This window comes from Photobacterium arenosum (assembly GCF_014841115.1).
In the GTDB taxonomy this organism is placed as follows: Bacteria; Pseudomonadota; Gammaproteobacteria; order Enterobacterales; family Vibrionaceae; genus Photobacterium; species Photobacterium arenosum.
The window spans coordinates 282,378-296,102 of the sequence record NZ_JACYTP010000001.1; the positions used below are offsets into that span (position 1 = coordinate 282,378).

The 13,725-nt window shown below is 49.5% G+C and carries 15 protein-coding genes; 10 read left to right on the forward strand and 5 right to left on the reverse strand.

Translation table 11 applies throughout. From position 1 onward, the window contains the following. The first annotated feature begins 42 nt into the window (after nt 1-42). Both pdsR and pdsS read left to right on the forward strand, forming a co-directional pair. On the forward strand, nt 43-729 hold the full coding sequence (pdsR, locus tag IFO68_RS01295; RefSeq protein ID WP_192013957.1) for a proteobacterial dedicated sortase system response regulator: 687 nt from the start codon (nt 43-45) through the stop codon (nt 727-729). After that, nucleotides 717-2,909, forward strand: a complete 2,193-nt coding sequence (gene pdsS, locus IFO68_RS01300) for a proteobacterial dedicated sortase system histidine kinase (protein WP_192013959.1) — start codon at nt 717-719, stop codon at nt 2,907-2,909. The genes pdsR and pdsS overlap by 13 nt, the downstream gene beginning before the upstream one ends. A gap of 11 nt (nt 2,910-2,920) precedes the next feature. On the opposite strand, the gene IFO68_RS01305 is transcribed toward pdsS, so the two are convergent. Beyond that, nucleotides 2,921-3,208, reverse strand: coding sequence for a hypothetical protein (locus IFO68_RS01305; protein WP_192013961.1), 288 nt, complete (start codon nt 3,206-3,208; stop codon nt 2,921-2,923). Between the two features lie 234 nt (nt 3,209-3,442). On the opposite strand from IFO68_RS01305, the gene IFO68_RS01310 reads away from it, so the two are divergent. The 4 genes from IFO68_RS01310 (at nt 3,443) to IFO68_RS01325 (ending at nt 6,016) form a co-directional block, all read left to right on the forward strand. After that, nucleotides 3,443-4,354: a polyprenyl-phosphate transporter gene (locus IFO68_RS01310; RefSeq protein WP_192013963.1), complete on the forward strand. Its 912-nt coding sequence runs from the start codon at nt 3,443-3,445 to the stop codon at nt 4,352-4,354. Nucleotides 4,355-4,508: 154 nt separating this feature from the next. Further along, a complete protein-coding gene (locus tag IFO68_RS01315) occupies nt 4,509-4,937 on the forward strand; it encodes a hypothetical protein (RefSeq protein WP_225444995.1) in 429 nt (142 codons plus the stop codon). Beyond that, nucleotides 4,934-5,527: an SCO family protein gene (locus IFO68_RS01320; protein WP_192013967.1), complete on the forward strand. Its 594-nt coding sequence runs from the start codon at nt 4,934-4,936 to the stop codon at nt 5,525-5,527. The genes IFO68_RS01315 and IFO68_RS01320 overlap by 4 nt, the downstream gene beginning before the upstream one ends. Before the next feature lie 225 nt (nt 5,528-5,752). Beyond that, a complete protein-coding gene (locus IFO68_RS01325) occupies nt 5,753-6,016 on the forward strand; it encodes an Lpp/OprI family alanine-zipper lipoprotein (protein ID WP_027251090.1) in 264 nt (87 codons plus the stop codon). Nucleotides 6,017-6,145: 129 nt separating this feature from the next. Here IFO68_RS01325 and IFO68_RS01330 read toward each other — a convergent pair whose 3' ends face one another. Together IFO68_RS01330 and IFO68_RS01335 are read right to left on the reverse strand one after the other, a co-directional pair. After that, nucleotides 6,146-7,087, reverse strand: coding sequence for a L,D-transpeptidase family protein (locus tag IFO68_RS01330; RefSeq protein WP_192013969.1), 942 nt, complete (start codon nt 7,085-7,087; stop codon nt 6,146-6,148). 293 nt (nt 7,088-7,380) lie between these two features. Then, the gene (locus IFO68_RS01335) at nt 7,381-8,505 is read right to left on the reverse strand and encodes a fatty acid desaturase (RefSeq protein ID WP_192013971.1); all 1,125 of its coding nucleotides are present in this window, start codon (nt 8,503-8,505) and stop codon (nt 7,381-7,383) included. Nucleotides 8,506-8,756: 251 nt separating this feature from the next. On the opposite strand from IFO68_RS01335, the gene IFO68_RS01340 reads away from it, so the two are divergent. The 4 genes from IFO68_RS01340 (at nt 8,757) to IFO68_RS01355 (ending at nt 12,187) form a co-directional block, all read left to right on the forward strand. Next, nucleotides 8,757-9,440, forward strand: a complete 684-nt coding sequence (locus IFO68_RS01340; RefSeq protein ID WP_192013973.1) for a cupin domain-containing protein — start codon at nt 8,757-8,759, stop codon at nt 9,438-9,440. A 132-nt stretch (nt 9,441-9,572) separates the two neighbouring features. Continuing rightward, nucleotides 9,573-10,583: a protein-methionine-sulfoxide reductase catalytic subunit MsrP gene (gene msrP, locus IFO68_RS01345; RefSeq protein ID WP_192013975.1), complete on the forward strand. Its 1,011-nt coding sequence runs from the start codon at nt 9,573-9,575 to the stop codon at nt 10,581-10,583. Continuing rightward, entirely contained in the window at nt 10,583-11,242 is a 660-nt protein-coding gene (msrQ, locus tag IFO68_RS01350; RefSeq protein WP_192013976.1) for a protein-methionine-sulfoxide reductase heme-binding subunit MsrQ, read from the forward strand. Before msrP ends, msrQ begins: the two co-directional genes overlap by 1 nt. Nucleotides 11,243-11,542: 300 nt before the next feature. Beyond that, a complete protein-coding gene (locus IFO68_RS01355) occupies nt 11,543-12,187 on the forward strand; it encodes a hypothetical protein (RefSeq protein WP_192013978.1) in 645 nt (214 codons plus the stop codon). Nucleotides 12,188-12,269: 82 nt separating this feature from the next. Here IFO68_RS01355 and IFO68_RS01360 read toward each other — a convergent pair whose 3' ends face one another. Together IFO68_RS01360 and IFO68_RS01365 are read right to left on the reverse strand one after the other, a co-directional pair. Then, nucleotides 12,270-13,109: an isopenicillin N synthase family oxygenase gene (locus IFO68_RS01360; RefSeq protein WP_192013980.1), complete on the reverse strand. Its 840-nt coding sequence runs from the start codon at nt 13,107-13,109 to the stop codon at nt 12,270-12,272. Between the two features lie 239 nt (nt 13,110-13,348). Continuing rightward, nucleotides 13,349-13,651 (reverse strand): hypothetical protein, encoded by a 303-nt coding sequence (locus IFO68_RS01365; protein WP_192013981.1) that lies wholly within the window; start codon nt 13,649-13,651, stop codon nt 13,349-13,351. Between the last annotated feature and the right edge of the window lie 74 nt (nt 13,652-13,725).

Genomic DNA, 13,725 nt, shown 5'->3' on the forward strand with positions numbered 1-13,725 from the left:
AGGTATAGTCAGTTTTCTCCAAGGTGAATGATGAAGCAATCAATGAAACATATAGCCATTGTTGAAGACGAAGCGGCAATTCGGGAAAACTACATGGATGTGCTGAGAAAGCACGGTTACAAAGTGCAGGGTTACGCAGACCGCCAGCAAGCCCAGCAGGCGTTCGAACTCAAACTGCCCGATCTGGCCATCATTGATATCGGCTTAGGCCATGAAATCGATGGTGGATTCGCACTTTGTCAGTCGTTACGCGCCCTGTCTCCCACTGTACCCATCATTTTTCTGACTGCACGTGACAGCGACTTCGATACGGTGTGCGGACTGCGGATGGGGGCAGATGACTATCTCACTAAAGACATCAGCCTGCCCCATTTAATGGCAAGAATTGCCGCGCTATTCCGGCGAAGTGAGCTGATGTCTGCCCCCGCCACAGAAGAGACACTGCTGCACAGGGGAGCTTTGACCATTGACCAGAACAAAATGCAGATCTTCTGGCAGGAGCAACACATTGATTTGACTGTGACAGAGTTCTGGATGGTGTACGCGCTGGCGAAACGTCCGGGCCATGTCAGAAGTCGTCAGGATTTGATGGAGGATGCCCACGTCGTGGTCGATGACAGTACCATCACGTCTCATATCAAGCGGATACGCAAAAAGTTTGCCCAGCATGATGCCGACTTTGATCATATTCATACTGTCTACGGAATGGGATACCGATGGGGAGCCTGACCGCACGACTCACCGCAGGTCTTCGCGTAAAGATAGTTATCATCGCCAGCCTGTTGCTCACCCTGCCCTGGTTCGGGTATCGGTTTGTTCTCGAAATGGAAAAACTGCTCCGTCAGGGGCAAGAGCAAACTCTGATTGGCACAGCCAGAGCCATTGCCACCGCGCTGAACGAACGGCCTGCGCTGTTCAGCCAGCAAGCCAGTTTTCTGCCTCGTGTTCAGCATGGCCGCGATTTATACGTCTATGATTTGCCCGGTTCAATTACCATTGACGGAAGCCTGGCAGACTGGCCAGAGGATCTTGATGCCAAGATGCATTACTACGGACGTCAGTATGTCCGATTCAGCCAGCGCCCTTACCAGCAGGGGCAAACCGATTTCTATCTGATTGCCGGGCGACACAGCCAGCAATTTTATGCCGCCATGAAAGTGAAGGACAGGCACACCGTTTTGCGCCGTGCCAACAGTCATCAGGTCGACAGGAACGATCATCTGATATTGGCACTGACAACCCCACAGGGTGAGTTCGAACGTTATCTGATTGCACTTGAACAAGATGGCCAGACTTCTGCCTGGATGATCACCGATGAGCTTGACGAACCAAACCTGATCTCTGCCACGAACCTGATTACAGCGCAGTGGCAACCAAGGCAGGATGGCTACTCACTGGAAATCAGCATGCCCTTGTCACAGCTCGGCCAACGGCTGTCGGTGTCTGTTTATGATGTTAACCACGATACCCACCGTGATGTTGAGACCATCATAGGCACAGCCAACAGCAAAACGGCGGCAAATTTGGGTACAGTGCTGCTGCCCTCACCGGAAATTGAGCGCATAGTCAAAGGCATGGGGCACAGCAGTTCGCGTATCTGGGTATTGGACAGACATCAGCGTGTGTTAGCGCAATCTGGCGACATTCAGCATTCAGACGGGGTGTGGGCAACATCTGTTCGTTATGATGAAGAGGAATATGGTTTAGGCTCCTGGCTGGATCAACACCTACTGCGCCCGCTTTATTACACCTTTCTCTTATCAGAGCCCGCCCCGTTCGACGACAAGCCCGCCGATCCCGCACTGATCACAGGCGTCAATGTTGATCAAGCCTTGCAGGGACGCGGTTACGCCCACTGGCGGCCATCAAGTGACGGCAAAGCAATGATTCTGTCCGCCGCCTACCCCATCTGGCTGGATGACAAAGTGATGGGAGCCGTGGTCGCCGAAGAGTCAACCCAGGGAGTTCAGACCCTGAAAAACCGGGCTCTGGAACAACTCTTCAACGTGTTACTGGCGATCATCATCATCGCTGCCATTATTCTTTTCCTGTTTGCCTCAAGCCTCTCAGGCCGTATCCGGCGGTTACGCGATCAGGCAGAGCAATCGATAGATGCTCAGGGCCGGATTCGCGAAGCAATCACTGCGTCATCGTCAAAAGATGAAGTTGGTGATTTATCCCGCAGCCTGGCAAGCATGGTTAACCGGCTCGGACAATACAATCATTACCTGGAAAACCTGTCTTCGCGGCTGTCACACGAGCTGCGCACACCCGTTGCCGTCGTCCGCTCTTCACTGGATAACCTTTCTATGTCCAGCCTCAATCATAATGAACAGCGCTATATCGAACGGGCGCAGGAAGGTATCAGAAGACTGAGCACGATTTTATCGAGCATGACAGAAGCAACCCGTATCGAACAGAGCCTGCAGGGTGCAGACATGGAAGAGTTTACGCTAAATGACTTGATCAGCGGCTGTATGCAAGGTTATCAGTTCGCCTTTGCTGAGCAAGACTTCCAGGTGCAGGTGCCGGACACCCCGGTCCGTATCACAGGTGCCCCCGACTTTCTGGCTCAGCTGCTGGATAAACTGATAGCTAACGCTGTTGAATTCAGCCAACCGAACAGCCAGATTGACGTCACGCTGTCACAAACTGACAAGCACGCCACACTGACTGTCAGCAACCAGGGGCCGCTATTACCGGATGATATGGCCGACCAACTGTTACATTCAATGGTCTCGGTACGCAGTCAGGCACATCAGGACAAACCACATCTCGGTCTGGGTCTGTATATTGCACGGTTGATCGTGGATTATCACGCAGGGCAAATCGCAATCAAAAACCGCCATGATTGTTTGGGTGTCACTGTCGCCGTTACTCTGCCATTGAATGCGGCAACGAATACCTGAGTTTATTCCGGCTACTCGGTATCAGTCTCAGGTACAGATGATTGTGGTTCTGAAGAATCTGAAGAGGGAGCAGTGCCCGGCACTTGTGTCTCAGCTTGCGCTGTGACCTCTTCATCTTTGGCATACATAGTCAGATACTGATTTTCGCAGACACTGATGGTTATCCTGTCGGAGCCATATGTTTCGGTGCACCGCTCCATATATTCGTCATAAGACATCAGTAAACTCTCCGACTGAACATTCGCGACGAATACTCCAGAAACCACCAGCGCCGATAACATCACACTGTTCCATTTCATCTTGCTCACCTTTGTTCAAATATGAACCGCACAGGCCCATACTTTAGAGTTAAGCAAATTAGCAGCAAATAATGATCGAATCTTGAGACAATTTACCAATTGCTGGCAGTGACAGACTTCAGGCAGGCTCATCAGCCGTTACATTTTCCGCTTGAACTCAACAAAGTGCTCATACCGTTTTGACACTAAGTCGGTATAATGCCTTCACTTTCATAACAACTATACCTGAATCAAATGAGTAACGTTTTTACATTTCTTAAGGGATTAGCGATGGGCGCAGCAGACGTCGTTCCCGGCGTTTCCGGCGGTACAATCGCTTTTATAACCGGTATTTACGATACACTGCTGGAAAGCATCAGACGCATCAACCCCAGCCTGATCCCGCTGTGGCGCAAACAGGGAATCCGCGCAGTTCTCACCCACATTAACGCGGGTTTTCTGATTGTGCTTCTCACTGGTATTCTCACCAGTATTCTCACCCTGGCTCGTGTAATCACCTGGATGCTGCATACGTATCCGATCCCGCTGTGGTCCTTTTTCTTTGGCCTGATCCTGATTTCTGCTGTTCATATGTTTAAACAAGTTCAGCACTGGAGAGCGACTCGGATTCTGTGCATTATTGCCGGTACAGCATTTGCGTACGGTATTACGGTTGTTCACCCTATTGATATGGCACCGACCAGTATCAACATAGTATTAGCAGGATCCATTGCTATTTGCGCGATGATTCTGCCGGGCATCTCTGGCAGCTTTATTTTGCTGCTGCTGGGTATGTACGGCCCTATCCTCGCGGCGGCTAAATCGCTGCAGCTGGGTACTCTGGGACTGTTTGCGACGGGTTGTGTGATCGGCCTGCTGTGCTTTTCTCATGTTCTGTCTTGGCTACTTCGTCATTACCGCGATTTAACGCTGACCTTCCTGACAGGCCTGATGCTCGGCACACTGAACAAAGTCTGGCCCTGGAAAGAAACCATCAGCTGGCGCACCAATTCCAGCGGTGAACAAGTCCCCCTGCTGGAGCACAACCTGTCACCCTTTAGCTTTGAGCAGGTTACCGGCCAGCCAGCGCTCCTTAGCTATGCAGTGATTGCCATGCTACTCGGGATAGTGCTGGTGTGGGGACTGGAGAAATTTGCAGCAGACTAGCCGCTGAGTGAATGCTGAGGCTGCCATCTGGCAGCCTTTCTTTATCGCAACTGCGACCGCCACAAAAAGCGTGATACCATAGCGCAGTTAACTGATAACAAAATATTTACGCGAGAAACCGATGTCCCATAAGCTTTTCTCAATGCATTGGTCAATGCCAGTAAAGCTCATTCTGGCATTCTGCCTGGGCTTTGCCGCCATTGAGTGGCTGCCGGCATTCATCCGCTCAGAACCCATCTATGACAGCGCACAGGCCTGTGAGTTGAGTCAGGCAAGCTGCCTTCAGAACAATGTCAGCATCATGCTGAGCGACAATATTGTCCACCCGCTGCAACCTACCACAATGACCATTCGCTGGCCTGAGCTGCCGAAAGAGACAGCAACCCTCCTTCTTACCCTGGAAGGTCATGAAATGATGATGGGACAATATCAGCTACAATTAACCCGGCAACCGGATGACAGCTTTTCTGGTGAACTCATGCTGCCTTTCTGTACACAGGACGCTATGACCTGGCAAGGCAAGATCACCTCAGATTCCGGCTCCCTTACACCTCTCTACGTTTCCTTAAGGATGACACAGTGAAATTTCAATGGATAATTCTGGCCGTAGCCTTGATTGCTGGCCTGGCCACCCGTTACCTCGTAGACAGCCATGACGACAGCGTCGCAGAAGCTCAGCAGTCAAGCGGCCAGCTCGAGAGTGGCAAAGAGTCTGTCGACTTGTTCAATACCAATGATAACCGCCTGCGCGTTGTCTACTTTGGTTTCACGCATTGCCCGGATGTCTGTCCTACATCACTGGCTATTCTGGGGGCCGCTTTGAAAGCCATCTCCCAGGATGAATTAAATAAAGTCTGGCCTGTCTTTATTACTTTGGATCCAGAAAGGGATACACCTGAAAAAAGTGCTCAATACGCGCAATATTTCCATAAAGATATTACAGGCATGACGGGGACTATGGAACAAACCCAATTACTGGCGAAGAAGTATGGCGTCCTCTTTATGAAAACCAAGCAGGAAGATTCAGCATTAGAATATTCCGTCGATCACAGTTCGTACTTTTATCTTTTAAAACCCGACGGCACCCTGTTAGAAAAGGTGCCTCACACTTTAAATCCCAATATCCTGGTAGACGCTATTGACAGGAATGAACGTCTCCTGATTGAGAAATAATGAAGAAGATTTGACATATCATTCACATAGCGTGCATTGACTCAAACGGCGAAAGGCCGCATTCTTGCTGTCGTTCACGGGCTTTTTCTCGTCTTTGAGAGAATTTTTTTTGGGAAAAAAGCTTCTTGGATGAGCAATTTGAATAACATATGCCATACTAATTCTGCCGACTGATAAATTTTTACACTCGGTCTGTAGTGGCAAAACAAAGGAGAAGAAAGAAAAATGAACCGTTCATTATCTATCCTTACTGGTATCATTCTGAGTGCAACTTTGATTGGCTGTTCCAGCTCAGATGAAGTAGATCAGATGCAACAACTAACCAATAAAGTAGACATGCTTTCTGACCAAGTGGGTGCACTGCAAAGTCAGCAAGATCAGATGGCCGGCGCCGTTAACGACGCTCGTGCTTCTGCAGATGCTGCTTACCAGGAAGCAATGCGTGCTAACCAGCGTATTGACAACATGGCTAGTTCGTATCGTAAGTAATACAAACGACAAAAAGAGTGGAGCTATTAGCTCCACTCTTTTTTTATGTCTGAATTTTGGTTTCAGTAAAACAGGTACAGTATCGAGATATATCACACAAGCTGCCCGGCAGCCCGTGTGACCATGTTATTAATCAATCGCGATAGGTACGCCTTCTTGCGATTGTAAAGCCTGAGACAGACGCGAAATAGCTTGTTTATCACTTTCGACAGCATTAACAAGCGCACGACTTGGTTTCACAACTTTAGCCTGACCCGCCTCAGATTCCGATTTCGACAATGGCTGATGTACCTCAACATACAAGCTACCATCCGGTTCACGGGTTTCTTTCAATGGTTGATTGATTACCCGCACTTTGGTGCCTTTAGGAATCTGCGGGAACAGCCACTCAATATCCCACGGGTTCATACGAATACAACCTGAGCTGACACGCATACCAATACCAAAGTCTTTATTGGTACCGTGTATCAGATATTCACCGCGGCTGTGAGCAAGTCGCATAGCGTACTCACCTAATGGGTTATCCGGGCCAGCCGGAATAACTGCCGGCAGTTCGATACCGCGCTCTTCACGGTATTCTTTACGAATATTCGCCGTAGGTGTCCAGGTCGGGCCGACAATTTTCTGACTGATCGACGTTGTCATCACAGGTGTTTCCCGGCCGATACGGCCGATACCGATTGGGAACACATAGACAGAATCTTTACCCGGCGGGAAATAGTATAAACGTAATTCAGCAAGGTTGATCACTATGCCTTCATGTGCAACATCAGGCAATATCAGCCTGGTCGGTATGGTCAGCATTGTACCGGGTTCAGGCAGAAAAGGGTCAACCCCCTTGTTCGCTTCCATCACGGCTAAAAAACCCACGTCAAAGTGGTTAGCGATATCAGCGATACTCTCTTTTTCATTCTCGGGAACCTGGTAATACTCCACAGCTCCGACGAGCTTACTGCCGTCAGAAGGGAGTTGGTATTCAATAGCATTCGCACCCATTGAAGCCAGGCCAATCAGAGTACAAAGTAATGAGCGATACACGAAAGCCTCCAGATCGATGAAGTCTGTTGACATAAGCAACTGAGAGTCAGTTGATATTCCACCCAAAAAATTTGGCAACAGAACCTTAATTATTATGGCAAAGTTTGATCTTTACTCAGTAAGTGACTGTGATTTTCTTATATATGACACAAAATGTAGCTTTGATCACTTTCTGAGTTTGACTGTCAGTGTACCCAGCTCCTGCAACTACCAGGTCAGGTTCACGTCAATAAAGTGGCGGTGGGTTGTAAGCAATGGGACTCATGTAGAATTATGCATACAAAAAAAGCGGGCATTGCCCGCTTTTCTGCTCACTCAATCCAGGCTCAGGCATATTGCGCTGTTAGTAATTTCCAGTCACGGCGCTGTTGTTCCAGCCGGGCCTTTATTTCCTGATATTGCTTCACAATATCCAGATTGTCGTACTGTTCGCGAAGCGCCTGCCTTTTCACCTCAAGCAATTGTTTTCGGGTTGCATAGTACTCTGAAATTTTCTGTATCAGCACGTCATACTCGGCTTCCACTTTTTGCAGCACAACCCTGCTATCCGGCCCGGTGCTCAGGCGGGACTGAATGCGTTTAAGCACCATAGTCGCCTTCGCCTTTTCAATTTTATCTTCCGGGCAAGTACGCAGGTTGCTGGCAAGACCTAACCAGGACAGACTTCTTATAAGCCACTTAGTCGGGTCAAACTGCCACCAGCGAATCCCGTTCCGGTAGTCATTTTCAAAGATGTGATGGTAGTTATGATACCCCTCACCAAAGGTCAGGAAAGCCAGAAAGCCATTGTCCCGCGCCGTATTTTTATCCGTATAAGGTTGCGAACCCCAGATGTGAGCCAGAGAATTGATAAAGAAGGTGGTGTGGTGACTGAGCACCAGACGAACAACCCCGACCAGCAGCAACGCTCCCCAGATGTCGCCGTGTAAAAAGCCAAACAGCAGTGGTATGCCTACATTCGTCGCCACAGCCAGCGGTACGTAATACTTGTGCTGCCACATAACGATCTTATCTTTTTGTAAATCGCGGCAATTTGAGTAATCCGTGTAGCGATGCGCCTGATACTCACGAAGCATCCAGCCGATATGGCTGTAGAAAAAACCACGTTTGGCGGAATACGGATCGACATCGTTATTATCCACATGGCGATGGTGAATCCGGTGATCAGATGACCAGTGCAGAATGCTGTTTTGCAGCGCGAATGCGCCGCCAACCGCATAGATAAAACGCACAGCGGCATTTGCTTCATACGCCTTATGCGACCAGAGGCGGTGATAACCCGCCGTAATAGACAGCCCGCAATAACTGAACGCTGCCAGCAGCATCAGCCCTTGCTGCCAGTCAAACCCGATAAAATAAGCATAAAGGGGTGCACCAATCGCAGCGATGGAAAAGGTAACGGTAAAGATAATCAAATTTAGCCAGATGATTGGCGGCTTAGGATGTGACATGTCATTCTCTGTCTTTCGGCGTACAAGTGTTCGCTAGAATAGCAAGCATCCCGCTCAGGTCAATCGTAAAAGTCTGAGATTTACTGCTTTACATCACAGCTTGACATCTTGAATGCAAAAATATGCATTTAAAAATACTGCCAGTCGCCGTCAGCCGTCAGGATACGAGATACGCTCAGCAAGCTTTCCGGCTGCAGTGAATTAACTACACTATAGGAAGCAGCCTAAAGCTTACACATGGAGACGCAACCATGAGGCCCAGCTCCGAGGCTCCCTTTGAGCCGATTAACATGAAGCGTGATAAACGAGTGGTGATCAATACCCAGGCACAGCACTGGATGGCATCCCCGGCAGCAGGCGTGTGGCGTATTCCACTGGAACGGGAGGCGAAAGAGTCGGGTGAAGTCACCAGCCTTGTCCGTTATGAACCCAACACGCACTTTTCAGCCCACTACCATCCAAACGGCGAAGAAATCTTTGTCGTCAGCGGTATCTTTCAGGACGAGTTTGGCCACTACCCGGCTGGTACCTATATCCGTAACCCGGCAAAAACCCGCCATGCGCCAGCCAGCGACAGCGGCTGTACCTTGTATGTCAAACTGAACATGTTTCCGGAAGGCGATAGGGAACCGCTCAGGATTGATACCCACAACGCCAGATGGCAGCCCGGCCATTATCCCGGCCAGTCAGTGCTCCCGCTGCATGGCTTTGGTTCAGATCGCACTGTCATCATGCAATGGCACGCGGGGTCAACGCTACCGCCACAAAGTTACGACGGCGGCCTGGAAGTCTATATCCTTGCTGGCAGTTTTTATGATGAATGGGGAGAGTATGGTGAAGGCTTCTGGCTGCGAACTCCGCCGGGCAGCTCTCATCAGCCAGCAACCAAAGATGGCTGTCTGCTGCTAGTAAAAACTGGCCATATCACTCAATAACAGTCCGGCGGTTCTTGCAAACACCGGCAACCTGGCTTTCTAACTATTAACATCCGTGCGGATGAAATTTTTCAGATTGATTCAGGTCTCTTGTAACACGTCAGTATATTTATACCGCTCAAAGGGATGCACATGCGTATTAAATCAACCCCGCCCTGGCAACTGAAGGAAAGTGATGTCACACCAGAGTCGGTTTATCACCAACGCCGCGACATTCTCAAAAAGCTGGGGATTACCCTGGCAACACTGCCATTAGCCACGCAAGCCCAGGCCAACATCTTTGATATTTTTGGTGATGACGAAAAAACACCGGATCGCCGACGGGCGCTCAACGCCCCCGACTCCACACGTTTTCACCCGGACCTGTCTTTAACACCTGAAGACAAAATACTGAAATATAATAATTTTTATGAGTTCGGTACCGATAAGTCCGATCCTGCCCGCCGGGCAGCCAATTTTGTGACCGACCCATGGAAAGTGGATGTCAGCGGCATGGTTGCCCGTCCTTTCACACTGGATTATGACGACATATTTAAACGCTTCCCGATTGAAGAGCGCATCTATCGGCTACGTTGTGTCGAAGCCTGGTCGATGAACGTGCCTTGGATCGGCTTCCCGCTGGCGTCACTGCTGAGATATGCGCAGCCAACCAGTAACGCAAAATATGTCGCTTTCGAGACATTGTATGACCCGAAACAGATGCCGGGACAGGCATCTCGCCGGCTGGGTGGCGGGATAGATTACCCGTATGTTGAAGGCCTGCGAATGGACGAGGCGATGCACCCATTGACCCTGATTGCTGTCGGCTTATACGGAAAAACGCTGGCACCGCAGAACGGTGCACCGCTGCGCTTGGTGGTGCCATGGAAATACGGCTTCAAAAGCATCAAGTCTATCGTCAAAATTACCCTGACGGATAAGCAACCGCCAACTACCTGGAACCTGCTCGCTTCTAATGAGTACGGTTTCTACGCCAACGTGAATCCACAAGTGGATCACCCAAGATGGAGCCAGGCAAGTGAACGCTTTATTGGCGAGGGCAACCTGTTCAGCAGCCGTCGGCAACCGACCCTGCCATTCAATGGTTATGGCTCTGAAGTCGCGGGGCTTTATAAAGGAATGGATTTGAGGAAATTCTTTTAATGCAGAAACTGGCGCGCACCTTGCAAAGTATCCGGCTTAAGCCCGCTCACATTACTGCGTTAAAAACGCTGATTCATCTGGTGTCGATGGGCTTTCTGGCGATGCTGACTTTTCAGCTTCTGAACGGCCGGCTCGGAGCAGACCCTGTTCAGGGCCTGAGTCACTTTACGGGTAAAGCGGCGCTCAATACACTCTTTATCACTCTGCTGGTCTCCCCGCTTGCAAAACTATTGAAGCAAGGCGCGTTAGTCAAAGTGCGTCGGGTGCTCGGCCTTTACTGCTTTTCCTGGGCAGCCTTGCATCTTTTAGTCTACGTGCTGCTGGATCTGAATCTGGACTGGTCCTTGCTGGCCAGCGAAATAGTCGAGCGCCCCTATCTGACCATAGGCGCAATATGCTGGTTAATTCTCTTTGCCCTTGCCATTACTTCCACCCAGAGGATGCAGAAAAAACTAGGCAAACGCTGGCAACAATTGCACTACTGGGTGTATCTGGTCGCCGTGCTTGCACCAGTTCATTACTACTGGTCGGTGAAATCCGGTATTGTGGAACCGGCACTCTATATTGCCGGGGCTTTGATGCTATTGAGTTTCAGGCGAAAAACCTTAAAACGGTGGTTGCCTAAGTTTCCTCAGCATACGCCTTCTGAAGAGAGATAACATCGTTCTGGCCGCTGACTGGCAGCCAGATCTGCGACCTTTACTCAACATTTAGTCACCACACGCTTGTCTGTTTCGACGCGGTGAGCACAGTAGAACACAGGATCACTCCCACAACTCTTCCTGCTTCAGGCTATTCAATGCCGAAAAACGGATATAATTTCAAACTAAACGCATAAGTTTGATACAGGTTCAGATTATTCAGGCACATAACCCTTTTCTGCTATGCGCTCTGGCAATATCATAGAGCGGTATACCCATTATCAATGTCGAGTCCGATCACGTGAGGTTAAGCTGTTTTTGATCAGTGAGTTAGTTGCCGTCAGTATCGAACAGTTTCAGGCTGACTGTTTACAGCTGTGTACCCAACATTACCCCACGGTGCATAACCGAGGCATGCGCGATCGCCATTTAGGCAGGCTGATGTGTCGGCGTATTCTGGCGACACTGGAAAAGGAGGGCATGACAGCCACGCTTGAACAAGTGGAATGCGATGATGTGATTATGCCTCCTGTCTTTCGGATACGGACCCGAGAAACAACCCTGTGGGTTATCGCGCACCGCCTTCAAAGCGCTAATCTGGCGCGGCGTTCAACGCTTTTCCAGGCTATCGGCCTGACGCTGGGGCAACTGACGCCAACCGGTGATCATCACTTACTGTTATTGTCTGATCATTGGTTTGACCGAAGCAAAGCCAGTAAACAACTTCCGTCCTGGTGGCTTGGTCAGATGCCGGCTAATATTCAGGGCTATCTGCAGGACGGCATCAAGCTGCTGCCCAGCGAATTGTCTTTAACAGGACAACTGCAGACTCAGTTTGATCTTTCTCAAGGTATTACTCAACTTCACCACCCACTCAAACGACTGCACACGAATACACCCTTGCATCGCTACGCGGTAATGACAGCCTACTACCCCAACATCCATACAATGAAAACTGGCTGATCAAATATTCGCCTCAACCGCAGATGTGTCAGACAAAAACGCCAGCTCACTGAGCTGGCGTTTTTTGATTAGGGTGACCGAATTAAATCAGGCCCAGCTCTTTCAGACGCTCCATCAGGTAGCTGTCGGCGGTATGGCGCTCTGATAAGACAACGTCAGGTTTCGGGTGCAAGAAAAGTGGCAGAGAAATACGCGATTTCGTTTTATCTGCTCCTTCAGGATTGATCACACGGTGAGTCGTTGACGGGAAGTAACCGCCCGACGCTTCCTGAAGCATGTCACCAATGTTAATGATCAGGTTACCGAATTCACACGGCACATCCAGCCACTCGCCTGTTTTCGCTTTTACCTGAAGACCGGGCTCGTTGGCAGCGGGAAGCACAGTCAGCAAATTAATGTCTTCATGAGCACCGGCACGGATAGCGCCCAGCTCTTCCTCCCCTTTCAGAGGCGGGTAATGCAGAACACGGAGCAAAGTTTTGTCGCTGTTTTCAATCATGCTGGATAGCGACTGCGAATACAGTGCAGATACGTCAGCCGGTGAGTGCTTTTCCACCCAGGACAGCAAGGTCGCCGCCAGCGCATTGGCCTGGGCATAATAATTCTGCAATTCGTCTTTCAGCGTGTCAGGGCACTGGCCCCAAGGGTAATAATGAAAGAATTCTTTGATATCTCTTTGATTATGGCCTTTCGCGGTTTCAGAGACCTCCGACGGAAAGAATCCATCTTGCGTTTCAGCGTTGAAGCGAAAATCGTATTTATCTTCAGAGTCAAAAAATGCTTGCCAATTATGATAGATGGCGCTGACCAGCTCTTGCTGTAAGGGGTGATTTTTCAGGACACCAAAACCCGTTTCGCGCAGTGATTCAACGAAACGCTCTTGAGCATCGTCAGCAGTAAAGTCAATGGCTTCTAATTTCATTATGTTCTTCTTTTACGGTAGGGCGTAGATTTATGCGTTATTCGCATCTTGTGACAAGGATTTTAGACCTTCAATACCGCCTGAACAACCCACAAGCCAAAGCCCGTAAGAAACAGAGTGTTGACTGAAAGAAACGATTGCCCAACCGATTGCGTTTAACTCAACGCTTTCATGAGCCGCAGAACGAAAAACCCTGCCGAAGCAGGGCTTGTTTCGCAGAATTCGATGCTGATAATTCGTCATAGATCACGCATTAGCAACTCAAACTCATCCTCAGCAAGTTCGATCAGTTTAGCTAGCTCCCGGGCATCATCACTCGCTAAATCCACTTGCCAGCGTACACATTCACCACCGACATGATCTCGACAAACTAACTCCGTTTTTTTGCCATTTGACAGAAACGAAAGTTCTTCAAACTCAGCCAAAAACTTATCGTGCTCTTCCATGATTTCAACTTCAAGAAAACCAGTAGGTATAACCTTCACATCCAAATGGTATCCTTTACCGCCTGGTAACAGGTACTGCCGGTGTTCAGCTAACATCCTCCTTTCCTCCACTCAGTTGACTCGCAACTAAAAGTGTAGTCAAAAATTCTGTTACGCGAGTAAATTCTTCC

Excerpts from the sequence above, each read along its gene's own strand:
- IFO68_RS01335 (WP_192013971.1), bottom strand. The coding sequence starts at position 8,505 with ATGTCACATCCTAAGCCGCCAATCATCTGGCTAAATTTGATTATCTTT.
- IFO68_RS01305 (WP_192013961.1), bottom strand. The coding sequence starts at position 3,208 with ATGAAATGGAACAGTGTGATGTTATCGGCGCTGGTGGTTTCTGGAGTA.
- IFO68_RS01315 (WP_225444995.1), top strand. The coding sequence starts at position 4,509 with ATGCCAGTAAAGCTCATTCTGGCATTCTGCCTGGGCTTTGCCGCCATT.
- IFO68_RS01330 (WP_192013969.1), bottom strand. The coding sequence starts at position 7,087 with ATGTCAACAGACTTCATCGATCTGGAGGCTTTCGTGTATCGCTCATTA.
- pdsR (WP_192013957.1), top strand. The coding sequence starts at position 43 with ATGAAACATATAGCCATTGTTGAAGACGAAGCGGCAATTCGGGAAAAC.
- msrQ (WP_192013976.1), top strand. The coding sequence starts at position 10,583 with ATGCAGAAACTGGCGCGCACCTTGCAAAGTATCCGGCTTAAGCCCGCT.
- pdsS (WP_192013959.1), top strand. The coding sequence starts at position 717 with ATGGGGAGCCTGACCGCACGACTCACCGCAGGTCTTCGCGTAAAGATA.
- IFO68_RS01310 (WP_192013963.1), top strand. The coding sequence starts at position 3,443 with ATGAGTAACGTTTTTACATTTCTTAAGGGATTAGCGATGGGCGCAGCA.
- IFO68_RS01340 (WP_192013973.1), top strand. The coding sequence starts at position 8,757 with ATGAGGCCCAGCTCCGAGGCTCCCTTTGAGCCGATTAACATGAAGCGT.
- IFO68_RS01360 (WP_192013980.1), bottom strand. The coding sequence starts at position 13,109 with ATGAAATTAGAAGCCATTGACTTTACTGCTGACGATGCTCAAGAGCGT.
- IFO68_RS01325 (WP_027251090.1), top strand. The coding sequence starts at position 5,753 with ATGAACCGTTCATTATCTATCCTTACTGGTATCATTCTGAGTGCAACT.
- msrP (WP_192013975.1), top strand. The coding sequence starts at position 9,573 with ATGCGTATTAAATCAACCCCGCCCTGGCAACTGAAGGAAAGTGATGTC.
- IFO68_RS01365 (WP_192013981.1), bottom strand. The coding sequence starts at position 13,651 with ATGTTAGCTGAACACCGGCAGTACCTGTTACCAGGCGGTAAAGGATAC.